18 protein-coding genes and 1 pseudogene are annotated in these 17,802 nt (G+C 31.2%); all 19 read left to right on the forward strand.

Annotated features, from left to right (window positions below; all coding sequences use genetic code 11):
• Window positions 1-105: 105 nt before the first annotated feature.
• The 19 genes and pseudogenes from ACIQZA_RS03505 (at window position 106) to ACIQZA_RS03595 (ending at window position 17,799) form a co-directional block, all read left to right on the forward strand.
• Window positions 106-1,446, forward strand: coding sequence for a PriCT-2 domain-containing protein (locus ACIQZA_RS03505; RefSeq protein WP_402879705.1), 1,341 nt, complete (start codon window positions 106-108; stop codon window positions 1,444-1,446).
• 992 nt (window positions 1,447-2,438) lie between these two features.
• On the forward strand, window positions 2,439-3,635 hold the full coding sequence (locus ACIQZA_RS03510; RefSeq protein ID WP_403009844.1) for a DNA primase family protein: 1,197 nt from the start codon (window positions 2,439-2,441) through the stop codon (window positions 3,633-3,635).
• A gap of 28 nt (window positions 3,636-3,663) precedes the next feature.
• Complete coding sequence (locus ACIQZA_RS03515) at window positions 3,664-4,224, forward strand: hypothetical protein (protein ID WP_402879703.1); 561 nt, start codon at window positions 3,664-3,666, stop codon at window positions 4,222-4,224.
• Between the two features lie 159 nt (window positions 4,225-4,383).
• Window positions 4,384-5,088, forward strand: a complete 705-nt coding sequence (locus ACIQZA_RS03520; RefSeq protein WP_402879701.1) for a DUF4145 domain-containing protein — start codon at window positions 4,384-4,386, stop codon at window positions 5,086-5,088.
• Window positions 5,089-5,446: 358 nt separating this feature from the next.
• On the forward strand, window positions 5,447-5,719 hold the full coding sequence (locus ACIQZA_RS03525) for a hypothetical protein (RefSeq protein WP_402879700.1): 273 nt from the start codon (window positions 5,447-5,449) through the stop codon (window positions 5,717-5,719).
• A complete protein-coding gene (locus ACIQZA_RS03530; protein WP_402879698.1) occupies window positions 5,709-6,725 on the forward strand; it encodes a reverse transcriptase family protein in 1,017 nt (338 codons plus the stop codon). Before ACIQZA_RS03525 ends, ACIQZA_RS03530 begins: the two co-directional genes overlap by 11 nt.
• Before the next feature lie 383 nt (window positions 6,726-7,108).
• Window positions 7,109-7,921: a DUF5677 domain-containing protein gene (locus ACIQZA_RS03535; protein ID WP_402879696.1), complete on the forward strand. Its 813-nt coding sequence runs from the start codon at window positions 7,109-7,111 to the stop codon at window positions 7,919-7,921.
• A gap of 103 nt (window positions 7,922-8,024) precedes the next feature.
• The gene (locus ACIQZA_RS03540; protein WP_402879695.1) at window positions 8,025-9,290 is read left to right on the forward strand and encodes a hypothetical protein; all 1,266 of its coding nucleotides are present in this window, start codon (window positions 8,025-8,027) and stop codon (window positions 9,288-9,290) included.
• A gap of 195 nt (window positions 9,291-9,485) precedes the next feature.
• Entirely contained in the window at window positions 9,486-10,241 is a 756-nt protein-coding gene (locus ACIQZA_RS03545; RefSeq protein WP_402879693.1) for a hypothetical protein, read from the forward strand.
• A gap of 255 nt (window positions 10,242-10,496) precedes the next feature.
• Window positions 10,497-11,078, forward strand: a complete 582-nt coding sequence (locus tag ACIQZA_RS03550) for a tyrosine-type recombinase/integrase (RefSeq protein ID WP_402879691.1) — start codon at window positions 10,497-10,499, stop codon at window positions 11,076-11,078.
• A 53-nt stretch (window positions 11,079-11,131) separates the two neighbouring features.
• Window positions 11,132-11,467 carry a hypothetical protein gene (locus ACIQZA_RS03555; protein ID WP_402879689.1) on the forward strand — a complete coding sequence of 112 codons (336 nt, stop codon included), beginning with the start codon at window positions 11,132-11,134 and terminating at the stop codon, window positions 11,465-11,467.
• 36 nt (window positions 11,468-11,503) lie between these two features.
• A complete protein-coding gene (locus tag ACIQZA_RS03560) occupies window positions 11,504-12,106 on the forward strand; it encodes an ion channel (protein WP_402879687.1) in 603 nt (200 codons plus the stop codon).
• Window positions 12,107-12,195: 89 nt separating this feature from the next.
• On the forward strand, window positions 12,196-12,921 hold the full coding sequence (locus ACIQZA_RS03565) for an HNH endonuclease (protein WP_402879686.1): 726 nt from the start codon (window positions 12,196-12,198) through the stop codon (window positions 12,919-12,921).
• 211 nt (window positions 12,922-13,132) lie between these two features.
• Window positions 13,133-13,795: a hypothetical protein gene (locus ACIQZA_RS03570; RefSeq protein ID WP_402879685.1), complete on the forward strand. Its 663-nt coding sequence runs from the start codon at window positions 13,133-13,135 to the stop codon at window positions 13,793-13,795.
• A gap of 379 nt (window positions 13,796-14,174) precedes the next feature.
• On the forward strand, window positions 14,175-14,612 hold the full coding sequence (locus ACIQZA_RS03575) for a hypothetical protein (RefSeq protein ID WP_402879683.1): 438 nt from the start codon (window positions 14,175-14,177) through the stop codon (window positions 14,610-14,612).
• 33 nt (window positions 14,613-14,645) lie between these two features.
• A complete protein-coding gene (locus ACIQZA_RS03580) occupies window positions 14,646-14,930 on the forward strand; it encodes a hypothetical protein (RefSeq protein ID WP_402879682.1) in 285 nt (94 codons plus the stop codon).
• Window positions 14,931-15,136: 206 nt separating this feature from the next.
• Window positions 15,137-15,262 (forward strand): annotated as a pseudogene (locus tag ACIQZA_RS03585) (nucleoside-diphosphate kinase); the annotation flags it as partial.
• 611 nt (window positions 15,263-15,873) lie between these two features.
• Entirely contained in the window at window positions 15,874-17,022 is a 1,149-nt protein-coding gene (locus ACIQZA_RS03590) for a thiolase family protein (RefSeq protein WP_402879680.1), read from the forward strand.
• A gap of 15 nt (window positions 17,023-17,037) precedes the next feature.
• Window positions 17,038-17,799, forward strand: a complete 762-nt coding sequence (locus ACIQZA_RS03595; protein ID WP_400937357.1) for a 3-hydroxyacyl-CoA dehydrogenase — start codon at window positions 17,038-17,040, stop codon at window positions 17,797-17,799.
• Window positions 17,800-17,802: the final 3 nt, after the last annotated feature.

A 17,802-nucleotide genomic window follows, 5' to 3' on the forward strand; every position in this document is an offset into this window, starting at 1 on the left:
GATAGGTATATTAAAAATATTTTTATAAGTGCGTAAAACTTTATAGACGATACCTAAATATTTATTTTATGATTCGATTATAAAATATTTAGGAGGTTTTATAGAGTGATAGATAGTATTGATGATTTTTTAGAATATTTATATCCTGGTGATGTTAAATATAAAGGTAGGTTTCTATTGTTTAATATAGATACAAAGTTTAGTGTGTTTATTGATGCGCATGATAAAGATAGTGTAGTGGATTACATTCAAGCAGAGGCGGCTAAAGGGTATACGATTCAAATCAATTTAGCCTTGCAATTAGAAAAGGATGCAAAACTAAAAAAGGTAGGAGAGGATAACACCAAGCATGAAATAGTAGCAGCACTCTATAAAAAGTACATCAATCAAGGGTATGGCTATAAAGCCGCACAAGCGGAACGAGCGTTGCGTAGCATTGAACAAAAGGAAAGAGAGCTAGGTATCAACTTAAATAAAAAGAAAGCTGAATTACAAAATGGTTTAGTTAGCTTTGATGCCATGTGGAAAAAGTTAAATGAGTACAGTAATCACGATTTTCATGGTTATTTTAGGGCTGATATTGAGGCACTTACTCAAAATATTTTAAAGTATGTAAAAGGTACTTTAGAAACCATTAGCGAGGTATTTGGGTTATGGCTAGATGTTGATGTCCAAGTAGACGGACATCATAGCGAGCAGCATCATCAATATTTTGATAGCTTCCAGCAAGCAACTGACTTTATGATGTCTTTACCTATTAAGCCAACGATAATTGTAAACAGTGGAGGCGGTCTACATGTGTACTACAAATTTGATGAGGGACTATGCTTTGAAACGTTTGAGGAACGTAAAGAAATCAATTTGATTTATAGGCTATTTAGTGAGTACGTCAATCAGGAGGCTAACAAGATAGGGAAGAAAATTGATAAGTCCAATGTGTTAAAAATGATGCGTGTGCCATTCACTTACAACCTTAAAAATAAGAAAAATCCGAAGTTGGTTACGATTGAGTATTTTGAGGATGTCAATAAATTAAAATATGATGATGTAAAAGGATTTTTAAAAGAAGCGATTGAGAGGGAACAACGCAAGATAGCTCATGCCAAGCAACAAAGCTGCTATCCATCTGATAAGAAGGCTGATGGTAATTTAATTTATGAACACTGTAATTGGGTACGGGACAAGGTAGATAACCAGCACGAATGTAGTTATGAGGAATGGAATCTATTGCTGATGTTGTGCGCCAATATAAAGGATGGCTTTAATAAGGCGCATGAGTGGAGTAGGGATGATGCTAGGTATAAGGCAACTGAAGTCACTAAGAAATATGAAGAGTTTGCTGAAAAAGGATTTAAGCCATTTTTATGTGACAAAGTAAATAGCAGTAGTTTATGTAAAGGTTGTAGTTTATTTAATCAAGGTAAATCACCTATTCATTTAGGTTAATATGATGAGTGTAAAAGATGATATGTTTGTATAATTGATATGATTTTTAAAATAAAATTTAAAATGTACAAAAATTGGTTGATGAGAAGAGTGTTTGTATTATAAGATGAAATAGCAGTAAAAATAATATAAATTGGAGGAATGATATTTTGAATTTAAAAGAAAAAATGAAAGTGATGGAGATATTTATAGAAAGGATGGTGAATAAAGGGATTAATAATTTGAGTGATGATGAAATGAAAGAATTGCTTGCAATGGAAAATGAATTAGCTTTATTGCAACAACAAGTAAATGGTGAATTGGCTAATGAAGAAGTAGACAATAGCTATAGAAAAGACTTTTTCATCAATTTACAACATGTTGATGATGGAGTAGAGAATGTTTTGGAAATAGGCGATATTTGTTTAAAAATTGATAAGGAAATAGCTGCTTTAAAACAATTAAAGTCTGCTATGAGCCTTGAGGAAGATGAGCTATTAAATTATTATTTGCTCAGTTTGTTATATGTGGTGGAGCGAGAGAGTGGCTGCGCTCATTATTTTATAAGATATAAAAATAAAATGTTGAGAGAGTTGGATGTGAAAGCGAAGGATTTTGATATCGTCTATCAATCTATCAGCAAATTATTAACAGATTATTATAAAAATTTGAAGGATAGCAATATGGAAACAATCAACGCTGAAAAAAATCGTATGAAAAAATATTTGATAGATAATCGGTTAAATTATTGGCTTGTAGCGGAGGAACTGCTAAAAGAAGAGCATTTTATGCGAGAGGGCAATGCGAATTATATCTATGATAAAGGAGTTTACGTGGATTATAACAAGATAATGAATAAGAAAATCAAAGATAAATTAGGCGTGCTATATAGCGATATTAAGAATAGTAGAGAAGTGCTAAATCAACTGGACATTGAATTAACACAATACAATGATAGCGAAAAACACACAAATTATCAATATAAAAATCAGCTTGCTACGACAATTAATTTTATGAATGGATTATATGATTTTAAAACGAATGAGCTAAAGCCTCATACACCTGCTTTTTTATCAAAAAATCAAATTCCATATAATTATAATGAACAGTATGATGAGCAATCTATGGAGATTTTGATGAATATTCTAAATACGATTGTAGAAGAGGAGTCCATTCCTGTTTTATTAGAGTATATTGGTATGTGTATGACAGTGGGGATATTATATCAACAATTTGTGATTTTATACGGTGAAGGCGGTAATGGTAAAAGCACATTATTAAGTCTTATCACAAATCTATTGGGTGCTACTAATGTCAGCAATGTGAGCTTAGAGGATTTATCCAATGATAAAAGTTTTACACTTGGCTTATTAGAAGGAAAGTTAGCTAATATTGGCGGTGAGCTAGGTAAGAACGGTGTCGTGGATATGAAAAATCTAAAGCTATTAACAGGTGAAGATAAGGTGAGAATGGAAAAGAAATTTAAGGATAGTGAATTTAAAAGTAGTTATGCAAAGTTGATTTTCTCTTGTAACTTTATTCCACCATTTAATGAAAGCGGTGAAGCAATTAAAAGGCGATTAAGAATTGTGAATTGCCCGTATAAAGTCGCTGAAAAAGCTGTTTATAATAGTGAAGAAATAGCAATGCACGTAGCAGATGAAAAGGTTATTCAATGTTTGATACATTTGAGTGTGAAGGCTTACAGCGATGTTATCAACAATACGAAGCAATTAACAGTTACGCCAACAATGGAAAGGCTCATTGGGGAATATCTTGATTCTTTAAAAGTTGTGAAAAAATTTATGATGGAAAATGTCACGCTGCTAGATTATGAAATGCGTCATGGTAAGCACGAATTGATGACGGAATTGACTTATAAAAATCAGCAGAATGAAATAGAGGTATTGAAACTATTAGAAAGCGATTATATGACGCTGGATGAGCTGTATGAATTATATTTTGAATGGTGTAAAAATAATAATTATAGAGCCAAAAATAAAGGGAATTTTGCAATAGATTTGTTTGCGGATATAGATGGATTTGAAGGGCGAGTTGTGAAGAAACCAATTAAGAAGAATGGTAAATCGAAGCGTGTGCAACAATGCTTTGGTGTAATTAATGGCGAGTTGGAAGATTTTATAGAAAATAAAGTAGAGCAAGGTCATACGAATGGCAATGTGGTGAATTTAAAGGATTTAATGGGATAAACATGATTAAATATGGAGGAGCTATTTTATGAAAAATGATAAAAATAAAGTGATTCAAGTGGATTTTGCTAAGAAAGGTCAAGAACAGGATGAGGGTATTTTTATTGAGGAATTGAATGAATGGCTCGGTGTTAGTGGCAATGAGATTGATTTAGAAGGCTTTTCATGTGACTATGAGGGGTTTATAGAGCGTGATTTTAAGGTGTCTTTAGAAGCGTATTATCAAAATGTAGCGGAAGAAAAAACTGCATTAGAAAAAATTATTGAAAGAGAAGCAGGCGTAGTATGGCATTATATTAATAATGCCAATGGCTTGTTGAAAGTAACTGATTTTTACAGCATTAAAGAGAAAATCAATGATACGTTTTTATTTGCGGGCATAGCACTTGATAGAGCTTTGGAGATAGAGGGTTTTATTGTTTTAGTATTTAAAGAATGTGAAATAGATGTGGATGATTTTTCTGACGAGATTGAAGGTATTTGTACAGTGGAAGAAATGAAGGGATATTTTAACAAAGAAATTTTTAATAATTTGAGCGAAGAGCGACAAAAATATTTAAGAAACATCTTTGAAGATACGAAGGAATAAGAAGAGTGAATGGAATGAATAAAGTTCCATTCGCTTTTTGTTATATTTGTGTAGATATTATTTTTTTATTTGTTATGGAGATAGTTTATTCAGTATTGAAAGAAATTTATGTTGCTAATTAAAGTTGATTTATTTGAAAATTTAATGGAGTTGATTAGTGTGAATAAAATTAAAGTATGTTGCAGAAAATGTAAAATTGAAACAAATCATGAGGTGTTATTTAATACTGTTGTAAGTTGGGAGGAAGATGAGGCTAGATACTATGAAAATGAATACTACAGAGTTTGTAGGTGTTTAGGGTGTGAAACTGTATGTTTTGTTTATGAATTTGAAAACTCTCAAATGTGGACTTTTGATGAAAATGGAAATACAGTGCACTTTGAGCATATAGAAATATTCCCAGAACCTAAAAAAAAGATTGAATATGAGCGAAAAAAATTTTCATATGTTCCAGACATGTTAGAAAATTTATATGTGCAGGTTGTAGATAATTATGAAATGGGACATTACATATTAGCTTCAGTAGGAATAAGAATGATTATTGAGGGATTATGTAGACAATTAGGCGTGATGGAAGGATTTGTAGTAGATTCCACTACAAATGAAATAGTGAGATATGCTAAAGGAGAAAAACAAGGTCAAGTTGTATTGAGACAAAACTTAGAAGGTAAAATAAACGGACTATTTACTGGAGGAATATTAACTAAAAATCAAACAGATATTTTGCATTCTATTAGGGATATTGGAAATGAAAGTGCTCATGAGTTAGTTGCCCCTTCAAAAAGTACATTGGAAAAAGTTTTAGAAGTAATTGAATTTACGTTTACAACTATCTATGAATTAAAAAAATATGAAAAACTTTAATGGATAGATAGTATGTCATATAAACTATCTATGATATGGTAATTGAATATGATATAATGACATTGAATAGTTGCCTATAATTCCTTGCAATTTAATTTGTTGGTGTATACCAACGGGAAATATAAACCCCTCCACGACAATGTTGTGGCATATCGCCATCGCATATCATGTATATGTCAATCGTATAACATCGTACATCCTATATACGTAATTCGATGACTAATGCAAGGGGGATGGCTACATTTAGCCAGTTATGAAGAGTAGAAATCTTTATTAGACGGTTTCAACCTTTAAAAATCCTAGTAAGTATACGCAAGGGGGAGGCGAAAGCCTTAATACTTATGGGAGGTAAAGTTAAATGAATCACATTAAACGCAAAGCTATTCAGTTGAAATCTTGGGTATCGGAAAGTATGCGAGGAGAAGATGGAAAAATTAGTCGTGTCAAGACTTTCTATTTCTTGTCAGGCTGGTATGGAGCACCTACTTTTCTTGCTTTTTTGCTGGACAAAGTTGTGTGGATTCTTAAAATTCTTCACTACATTATTCCTTACGTTATCCACTTCATTGAAGGTCTAATTTCTACTCTTTCTTATTCATTAAATAAGAAGGGGTTTTTTTATGGAGTATAACAGTAGTAAGCTATATAGGCTATCCAACAAGAAATTATTAGCAGATATTTTAAATGTAGATAGAAAGAGCTTGAAAAATGTATCAATTGAGTTTGTACCATTTAAACTCCCACCAGAATATTCAACTATCAATGGGAAGCAACGTGATTTATATAACCCTAATGATAAACATAAAAAAGCTTTAAGAAAATTAGTGAAATTATTGATGCAGGTCAATTTACCTTCCTATGTATTTGGAGGCATTCAAGAGAAAAGTCATATACAAAATGCTTTTGTTCATAAAGAAAATAAATATATAATGCTTATAGATATTAAGAATTTTTTTCCTTCTACTTCAGATTCATATGTTTATGATTTATTTAAAAGGAAATTTCAAATGGGGGATGATTTAGCAAAAATATTAACGGATTTCGTTACAATTCAATGCGAAAGAAAAGCGGGAAGATATCTTCCTCAAGGCTTTCCTACCAGTCCCATTTTAAGTTACTTAGCATATGTAGATATGTATAATGAATTAGAGGATTTGGCAGTAAAAAATGGTCTAAGCTTTAGTTGCTATTATGATGATTTAACTTTTTCTTCTAATAAATTTATTGATAAATCTGTGAAGCGTAAGTGTGCTCAAACAATAGAAAAATATCAATTTAAAATTCACCCTACAAAATCAAAATTAATAGTGAAGAAGGGTGTAGAAGTAACTGGGGTATTTTTAGATGAGTTAGGAAATTTAAAAGCTCCTAAAAAATTATTAAATAAACTACAAATATCTTACGAAAAGGTTAACGAGATGGATGAAAATCCTAGTGAATTTACCAAAATTCAATTTGTAGATGAATTAAATCGACTACAGGGTTTAATAGCAGCAGTTAAGAGTGTAGAAAGAAATAGAAAAGTCGATTTATTTTTAAATGAGTTAAAGTACATAAGGAGAAAGTATAATGTGCCTTATAGAAAAAGGGATATGAAAAAATGCTTTAAGACGGAATATGCCTTGTTGATAAGATAAGTTTATTAATCCTAAAATTAAGCTTTAAAAATGGTATCAACTTTACAATAATTAATAAAAATCTCTGTAAATGTTGCAGAGATTTTTATTTATATCTAATTAAGATTTCAAAGAAGTGACATTATGAAGACCATTGTTGTTTCAAAATTAGAAAAAATCAGTTTGAAAAAATGTAAAAAAAGAGAGGGTAATATATTTAAATAATATTATAACTGATATAATAAATTAGTTGAAAAACTTCCAAATAGTACCGTATACTTGTCTTCAATAAGATAATAGTCTTATTGATTCAATTCTGTAAAATGACCTATTTTAAATAGGGTACTAAAAACATTTTTTATATTTTTATCCAATTATTGAGGTGAATTTTCTTGGAGGGAAATATGGATATCAAGTTTGGTAAGGAACTATTAAAACAAGTTGATGTTGTAGTGAAGAAAGTTCTTGATAAAAAATTTACTAATCCGAAATATCCAAAAGATTTTGATGTAGAAGATTACGTAATCTTAGGATTATTTGATGGCATTGTATCAAGATTTGATTCTATTTTATATTTAGCAGAAGCAGACAAACTTTTTGGAATAGAGGCAATTGCAAGAGGAATTTTAGAAGCACATGCGTATTTAATCTATATTTTAGAAAAAGATATTGTTAAAAGGTCTAAAGCTTATTTTTATTCTGTTAAGAAAAAAGAATTAGATATATATCAAGGAATAATTGCAGAAGATGCAAAAGGTATAGAACTAAGACGGTTTTTAAATATTTCTAAAGAAAAATTTATAGAAGAATTTGAGGACAAAGTAAATGAAATGCACGAAAAGTTTATCAAATATGTAGGCAAAAAAAAGAAAAACTGGTATCAAAGTGAGAAGGGGAATAATAATTTCAGAGAGTTGTGTGAATCATTAGGATTAGGTGAAGAACATTATCTTCTGTTTAAGTTGTTTTCTACAGAAACACATGCTAAAGATGGGGGTAAACAATTTGCTTTTGAAGAAGATGAAGAACGGATTTCATCTATTTATATAACAGAAAAAAATATAGAACATGTGATTACTTATTGCTCTTTAACCTTAATTGAATTGACTAGAAAATTATACAAATACTATGGGTTGGATAGGGAGAGAAAACTATTCAATCAAAATATAGAGTTTAAATACAAATTTAAAGGTGGGATTAAACTTAAAGGGAATTAGTAACGTAAAATCGTAAGATTGAGAAATCGAAATATTAGTTGTTTAGTCCGAATTGATTTTGATGACGATTTAAAAGTTACTTATCATAGGAGGGGATAGATTAATGGCAATGGGAGAATTATTATATGAGTTGATTGATGCAGAAAATCCTTTAGAGGTTATGGCAGCTTGGAAGATTTATGAAGACTTAACAAAAGACTTTAGATTAATCATAACAATGGAGAATTATGAAAAAGATATTTATCCTGAAGGGCTTACTAATATCTTGAACCAAGAAAATACTGATTTTGTTCCCTATTTTCAATCAGAAAAAATATTGTTTTTAGATAAAGATATTATAAATGATATGTTAGAGTTTCCAGAAACACAGATTAAATATGATTATTCAATAATGTTAGATACAAATTATACAAGCTATATTGATGACTTTTTAAATCAACAAAACAATCCTAATTTCACGCAAGAAAGTGTTTATAAAACTATAGATATCATGCTTAAAAATAATTTCAATTATGATTATACATTCTACTTAATCGAGAATTATCATAATTTATTTTTAGCCGGTGAGAGAGAATTTTCGGTTACCAATGAAAGTCATTTAGCTTTATATAGAAATTTATACCATTTAGAACTATTTAAAAGTATTAACTCACAAGTATATTTAAATGAAAGAAAAATTGAGTTTCAAATTACTCCTATTGAGGCTCAATTAAATACAGATTATCTAATTGAGAGTATTTATAAGGAAAAAGATGGTTTAAGAATATTTATAGAAACTCATAAAAATATAAAATTACTTTTAATTGGGATATGGCAAATTCAATTTGAAAGTAAAGCAAGCCCAAAAAACAAAATGAAAAAACTCATTGATTACATGATAGAGAAAGTAGGTATCTACTACGAAAGAGAAATGATTGTCGCTTACGAATATTTCAAAAACCCAAAATCGGTAGCGATGCTTAATAAAATTAATAAAGGGGGGAAACAGAAGGATTTACTATGGAAAATTGAAAATATAGTATGGGATTTTTTGGTTCCAAGGGTTATGGAATTTAATATTACCGCTAATAAAAAGAATTCTTATTTTATACCCTTGTTTTTATCACATGACAAAAAGCTAAAAGAACTCATAACGTTGTTTAAGATTAGGGGTTTTATATTACATAAAGAAACTTTTGAGTTTTATCCAATCCCCGAAATAAATACTACTGAATTTTTTGAGGAAGAGGGATTAATAAAAGAAATAGAGAGCATTCAGAATCAAGATATTGAGCTTAGAAGAAAAGCAGTAAGAGAGTATAATATAAATACCAATTTTGAGATAATAAATGTAGAGTTTAATAAGTTAGAGAAGATTCTTAATTCATAATAACTTCTTTTTTTATTTTTGAGTGATTGGTGTATAACATAGATAAAAATTTTCAAAATATCTAATATTCCTATTGAAAAAATATTTCTTATTAAAATGTGGGAAAATCTTCAAAACCTTTTAGTTCTAAGTTGGAATATATTACTAAAGTGCTGTAAATATCCCCATGGAAGTAACCATTATAAGGAGAAAGTGATGAAGTTATCTTTTCTTAAAAGTAATTTTTTTAAATCAGTTATGTTGGCGTTAGTAGCTATTTCAAATCCATTGTACTCAATTAGTGAACCATCGTTTTTCTTATTAAGTAGTTTGGTCATATTAGTATCTTTGATATATTGTGATATCTTTAATTTTAAAGTTGAATTTAATAACATAAGCGATTGGGGAGCATATAAGCTCACTATCCCTTGGTTACAAATAGTATTTTTCTTCTTTGTGATTTTAATTATTACATATTTGATGGCTGGTACAAAGTATAATCAGTCAGTTGCTTTAATAATATTCATTTGTTGGCTAACAGCCTTAATAATGCTTTACGGTATATGCAGGAATATATTGTCTTTAGTTTTAAAAATTAAACAACTTGCAACAGAAGCGAATGCTTTAAATTTAAAGGCTGTTGCGTTTATTTGTTTTGGTATTATTTTTATTTCCATTGCACCTGATTTAGTTTTTGCATTTATATATAGTTTGTTTTTTGTTCCTATTGAAAATGTTGATGATTTGAGTATCTTAGAGAGTTTTTATTTAAGTATAATTATCTCAAACACTTTGCCGATTGGTGCAGAATATACAAAATATATCTCGGTTATTGGTGAGCATACATATATATATTTATTTCAAATACTACAGGTTATTATAAATAAAATAATTAACTTGTTTGTAATTGGTATAATTTTGAACTACCTATTTTTAGTCATTAACAGTAAACGAGCTTGTAATGAGATATAGAAAATCTAGAGTGCTATTTTTCTAAAAGAAGTAACTAATTAAAAAAAATATTACAAATCTCTGTGAATGTCATAGAGATTTTTGTTTGTTTAAATTATTTTTTACGATAGTAGGAACTGTTAACTAATGTATGCTTTTTGTAATTAGCATACATATGAAATGTTGATATAAAGCCATTTTATTATTGATGCTCTATTGAATGTATGGTAATGTAAAAATAATTAAAATAGCATACATGAAAGAGGTGGTAAAATAATGGCTAATTTGAATGAAAAGAAAGGCATGTTAATTGATGTTCAACCATTAAAATCGAAGCTGGAAATTAATGGATTTATAGAAGCGTTAGGAATGTCACAAAATGGATTGCGTGACCAGCTATTATTTAAATTGGGTGTTTCAACAGGATTACGATGTGGGGATTTAGTTGCGCTCAAAATTGAACAAGTAAAAGGAAAGTCCAATTTTAAAATTCGTGAAGGCAAAACGAAGAAGGAAAGAACGGTTTATTTGAACAATCTTATGGCTGATATTGCAGATTATATCGAAACACTACCAAAAGAAACAGTTTATTTGTTCCCTAGTCGTAAAGGTGATAGTCACATCACAACAACGCAGGCATACCGTATCATTGCCAAAGCTGGTGATATGATAGGCAATCATTCAATAGGAACACATACGATGCGTAAAACGTTTGGCTATACCTACTACCAAGAAACAAAAGATGTTGCTACGCTGATGGAAATTTTTAATCATTCATCACAAAAGACAACATTACGCTACATTGGAATTACAGAGGAATCAATAGAAAATAGTATAAAAAGTATTTCATTTTTCTAAGAGAGGAAACATAATTAGTATGTAATGTAAATTTAAATAAGGTTGTGATAGCGGTGTTTCCTAGAAAAGATTGGGCATTGTTAAATGACGAGGAAAGAGAATATTATTCAAATTTAACAAAAGAACAACTCATTGAACGTTGGGGAATCGATGAAGGCAAAGAAATAATTGCGAAAATTATTGCTGTAAATTTTAAAAGGGTTAATTATGATTATATAGACTTTATTGGTACTGTAAAAACGAGTATAAATGGCACGGCTAAGTATGATTTGAGAGGCATTAACCTTGAAGGAATAAGTAATCTTTTAGACAATACTATTTATCCCTTTGATTTCTCAAACTGTGATTTAAAGTATGCAAAAATAAATAATGCTAACTTATTGTCATAAGACTTTAAAGATTCGTATCTTTTATATGGTGAATTTATGAATAGCACATTTTTAGGGTGTAATTTCAAAAATTCTAATTTAACACTTGCAAAATTCAATAATTCTAATTTAGAAGGTGCAAATTTAAAAGGTGCTAGAATATCGGATGTTAGGTTTAATAATGCTAAATTAGGATATGTAAAATATGATAATAAAACAGATTTTCATAATATTGATAAAGAATCGTTTAATGGTTCGTCCAATCCGTTGTTTATTGATTTTATAAACAAAAAGCATTTCTTGAAACATTTTAAAAGCAAAAGTAAATCTAATAAAGTAGTCTATTATATTTGGTATTTAATTAGTGATTGCGGTCAAAGTTTTTCAAGATGGTTTTTAGTTTCAGGAATAATTTCAATTATATATTCATTACTATTTACTTTTTTTAATAGTTCATTTCTGATTTCAAGTGGTAGAGAATTAACCCCATTTTCATATTTTTACTTTAGTATAGTAACCTTTACTACGCTAGGTTATGGAGATATAACTCCTAAAGATAGGAGAAATATTAATTTCAACAGAAGTAATATTAGGTTACATAATGTTAGGTGGACTATTGAGTATCTTTTCAGAAAAGTTTATACCAAAAAGATAAGTTGAATTTAAAATAAAATCATTCTTTTATTCTGATTATAGAAAAGTTAATAGATAAGGTAGTAGAGGGATATTATGAAAGAAGGAATGTAAATATGGCTAAACTAGACAATAGGCGAATTAATTTTGTATTAAATTTACCGATAGAGGTTAAGGCGAAGGTACTTTATGAGTATCTAGTTAAAGGTACTAGTAATAGAGAATGTGAAAAGAAAATTAAAGGATTAAATGAAGAAGACGGTTGGCAAGCATGGTCAGTAATACATTTTTATGGATTTGATAAAGAGCATAAAAAGAAATATAAATATACACAAAAATTTATTACTGAAAAGTTAAATGAACTTAATGAAACTGATATTGCAGATTTATACTTGAACAAAGAAGCTTCAATAATAGATGAAGACGATTCGGAAGAAGTTATGAATGAAACTGATGGAAATGATGTTTTTAGAACTGTAAAAAAGAGAGTAGGCCAAAATAAACTAAGGAAAATTCTTTTGAAAAATTATAATGGATGTGCATTGTGTAATATTAAGGATAAAAATCTTTTGATTACTAGTCATATTATAGGGTGGAATGATGAGAATACAACTAAAGAAGATAGAGTGAATCCACAAAATGCTATACTACTATGTAAATTACACGATGCAATGTTTGAAAATGGCATTATTAGTTTAAAGGATGACTTTACCGTACTTTATAAGGATGGCTATGAATTTGATGACCAAAGCATAGATAAAAATTTGAACTTTAGTAAACCTTCAAAAGATTCACCTGCCCCAAAATTTCTTAAAGAACATCGGAAAAGATATAGATTTTAAAGGACTATTCAGCATATATCAGTTAGGTGAAGTCTATTCTCTAACTTGAATGAGATTACCTATCTAATTTGTATATTGTAAGAGGGGGCGGTGTTTTTCCGATATTTTAGTAAGTGGTATAAAAGGAATTGTTTCACCTTCACATTCCACTCACCCTGAGAACCAATTCCAACCGATATGGTAAGTAATTTGAGAAGGAGGTTTATGTGCAATGAATGAAAAGGGCGAAGAACTTTTAGCAGAATTAGTTGAAATTCACAAAAAAATGAATACGTTAATAGACACACAAGTAAGTTCTGAAAGTGGTTTTCATCAAACTATATTGAACATAAAGAATACCTTTTTTAGAGGTATAGCCCCATCTGCTACGAATAAAAGTATTAATTTTTTTAATGTGGTAAACGATGATATAGAGAAGTTTAGAGAAAAGGCGAATGAGAACAAGTTAGGACTTTATGTTTTTTCACTTAGATTGAAGGAAGAGGAAAGTATTGAAGGTTTTAAATCAGATTGGCAAAGTTTTAAGCAGGAGAATCCTAGATTAAGTATGCCTGCTGTAAGAGGAAATGATAGCGGCTCACATCATTATAAGAAGATAAATAGAAAAGATGAAATTAGACATATCTTGTATATAGGGAAATCAGAAAATCTGTCAGAAAGATTAAAGAGTCATATAGAATATGGGAGTGATTCTACATATTGTTTAAGGTTAAAAAAATTTAATGAGTATGTTCAAAAGAAAAAGAAGAGGAATAAATATGAAATAGACGTTTGTTATATTTATTCTAATGAAAAGAATGTATCTTATATTCTTTATCCCTTAGAACGACTTTTGCGGAAGCAGTTCGTGCCGTTATTAGGTAGTGCAAGATAAATAAAAAAGTCAATAGAAATCTTTTTTATGCACTATTAATTTTTTTTTGAAACGATACCATTTAACAATAAATTGATATACAATGGCTTTAGTAAGGTCTTTGAACCAAGTTCGTAAATATGTATTACTCCCTAGTGGAGAAAAACGTAAAATAACCGCATGATGTTACATGAAAGGAGGGCTATATTAGCTCTCTTTTTTTGTTGCACTAAGAATGTAAAATCATTCATTTACATAGTCTAGTAAGAATACGCTCAAGTCATTTTTATCATAGGTTGCTTCATGTAGGCGTGACCATGCTGTGGGCAAATTAGTGTAGTGTGTATCTCAAAGAAGGCGTACATAGATAATATGAAAAATTTTTGAGGTGGGTGAATTAGTGTTCAAACAGCGTAAATGGATTAGTAATGAAATACTTAATTGGGAAAGCTATAGTGAAAGTAGTACAGTCCTTGAAAAAGAGAAGGGTGAAAGAGCGTTTCGAATTTGGGAGCATGCAAAGAACCTTATCGAGAACAATGAAACGGAATTTCACTTGGCTGATGGGATAACCAATTTGAAAAGAGCTTTGAATCATCGATTAAAGTTAATTGAAGAAATTTATGGTTTTAAGTTTGTAGAAATAAATAATAAACCTAAGGGCTATATGGAGATACTAGAAATTTTTGGCGTTGTTAGACCGTTTTTAATGAAGCGTTTGTTAACAATTAGAAATGGTATAGAACATAATGACGAAAAACCACCTTCATATGAGCGATGTATAGAATTATTAGATGTTGTATGGTACTTTTTAAAATCAACTGATTTAATGGTGTAATTTGCTGTAAATGATTTAGCATTTGAGCTTGAGGTGAAAGATGATAAATCGTATTATTTTGTATTAAAATATGTAAAGCATGAACGGGATATATTTATAATTAACGGTAATATACCTGAAAAATTAATATATGATGAACTTACACCTGATACTATTGAAGTAGTATTGGGCGAAATCGAAGGAATTAAGGATACAAGGCTTTCAATGGCATATGAAGAAAAAGTAATTGAACTTCCACGTAGTTCGATTCATGGAGAAATAATACTCAGTGATTTTGACAAGATAGGAATTATAAATAAATTTGTATTTTCGTATTGAATAAAATCATTATTTTAAGTGAACGAATGTAAGTAGGGCTGAGGGCTATCTTCTAATTTAAAACTTGCTAACTTAGCTATAAGTAATGTATATTTACTATTTATAGAAGGTAAAAATTTGGTTATATTTTAGTTATTTTCGTTTATTTTGGAGAACCCTTGATATTAGTGATTTCGTAGACAATAATTAAAATCTATTTTCTTGGTAGCTACCCAGGTACAATCCGTGGTGACTATGCAACAACTGTTTCTCACAACATCATTCACGGTTCGGATTCACTTGCTTCTGCTGAGCGTGAAATCGCTTTATTCTTCGGTGAAGATTTAGTTTAATTCGCAAACTTAAAAAGCAATCTCAATTTCATTTGAGATTGCTTTTTTTTTTTTTGTTCTAAAAGGCGTGCCGGTTAGTTAGTTTCATTAAAGTAACAGATAGAATCCATGAATTAAAACAGTGGATATAATTTTCTAGATTCATAAATTCATAGATACATATATAGAATTGTTAAATACTTCTTAGTCATGTAAAATAAAAGATATAATATTCTGATAATTAATGCGGATGTCTTGGAATCGGAAAAGAGAAATAAAGATCTGTTACCTAAAATCATCGCATTCATGCGATAACGGCTAACTGACCTGCATTGGTAAAAACGCCACGTCCTGTGGCATTACCAAAATGACCGACATCGTGTAGGCTCTTATGTTTCTGCCGCTGCACTTTCGCACAAAAAACATCTGCAGGCTAAAGCACAAAGCCGATTCCGGACGCATTGTTTATCTGCACGACAGCGGTAAATATTTGCTGTAGCGAAAGCAAAGCGTCAGCTACAATTATGCCTCGGCATAATTGATTAACTTAATAATCAAGAATATATTTCATAACATCTAAATACATTGGATGATAGGAAATGAGAGATGACAGTACAAAGGGGATATTTTTTATGAGAGAAGTTGTGATTGTATCAGCTGTTCGTACAGCGTTTGGCAGGAGTAAAGGGGCATTAAGCGATGTTCGAGCAGATGACTTAGCTGCAGATGTTCTGCAGGAAGTAGTGCAACGAGCAGGTATCAATAAGGATCAGGTGGAGGATGTAATCTTTGGCTGTGTAACGCAAACTGCTGAACAGGGAGCAAATATAGCGCGTACTGCATTGTTAATGGCAGGCTTTCCGGATAGTGTCCCTGGTGTGACAATCGATCGTCAATGTGGCTCAAGTCAGCAGGCTGTACATTTTGCAGCACAGGCTATTTTAGCAGGGGATATGGACATTGTTATTGCTGGTGGGGTTGAAAGCATGACGAGGGTGTCAATGGGTTCTAACATGAAGGGTGCCCATACAGGTAAACGATTACAAGACAACTACACAATTATACATCAAGGGTTATCAGCCGAGAAAATAGCGGAAAAATGGAACTTATCAAAAGAACAGCTAAATAACTATGCTTACAATAGTCATAGACGAGCATTAGCTGCAATTGAGGCGGGCCATTTTAAAAAGGAAATATTGCCTGTCCATATTACGCAAGAAGACGGCGCAGTTACAACGTTTTCTGTTGATGAGGGTCCTCGGGCAGAAACGACAGTTGATAAATTGAATGGGCTTAAAACAGTATTCCAGGAAGATGGCGTGATTACAGCCGGTAATGCTAGTCAAATGAGTGATGGTGCCTCAGCGGTAGTTATAATGTCTTTAGAAAAGGCACAAGAGCTTGGCATCCAACCGCTTGCTAAAATTGTTTCAAGAGTTGTTGTTGGCTCAGATCCGACGTTAATGCTAACTGGTCCAATTGAAGCAACTAGACAAGCGCTAAAACGTTCAGGTCTTACGATAGAGGAAATTGATACGTATGAAGTGAATGAGGCTTTTGCGCCAGTACCACTTGTTTGGTTACATGAAATTGGAGCAGATCCAAATAAATTAAATCCATATGGAGGAGCAATTGCCTTAGGGCATCCATTAGGAGCGTCAGGTACAAAACTGTTAACAACGATGCTATACAGAATGGAACGAGAAAATTTACGTTATGGCTTACTAGCAATTTGTGAAGGTATGGGAATGGCGAATGCCACTATTATTGAAAAAATGTAAAAGGGGTTGTGTTTGATGAATGAAGTAATAGCAGTTGTAACAGGGGGAGCATCTGGTTTAGGAGAGGCGACGGTTCGTAAAATTGTTGCGGAGGGTGGCAAAGCAGTAATTTTTGATCTTAATGACGAACGAGGACATGCACTAGTAGAGGAGTTAGGGGAGAATGTCCAATATGCACGTGTAAATGTCACAAAAGAAGCTGATGTAGCAGCAGGTCTTGAGCAAGCAGTTGCAAGGTTTGGGGCCATTAATGTCACAGTGAATTGTGCTGGAATTGCTGATGCAAGTAAAGTACTTTCAAAGCGTGGTGTACATGCCCTTGATTTATTTGAAAAAGTGATTTCTGTAAATTTAATTGGTACTTTCAATGTTATTCGCCTAGCAGCTGAGAAGATGCAACATAATGAACCAAACGAGGATGGTCAGCGTGGCGTTATTATTAATACTGCATCTGTGGCAGCATTTGATGGACAAATAGGACAAGCAGCATATAGCGCGTCAAAGGGTGGTGTGGCAGCGATGACCTTGCCGATTGCTAGGGAGCTTGCTGAAATTGGGGTACGTGTTATGACTATTGCTCCAGGGTTAGTAGAGACACCAATGTTTGCATCGTTACCAGAGCCAGCAAGAACAGCACTTGCCCAAATGACACCGTTCCCTAAACGACTTGGGAAGCCATCAGAATACGCGCTATTAGTCGAAAGTATTATCAAAAATGGTTTATTAAATGGTGAAGTAATCCGCTTGGACGGCGCGATTCGTATGCAGCCAAAATAGGGG

It is taken from the genome of Lysinibacillus sp. NPDC096382 (genome assembly GCF_044762845.1).
In the GTDB taxonomy this organism is placed as follows: Bacteria; Bacillota; Bacilli; order Bacillales_A; family Planococcaceae; genus Lysinibacillus.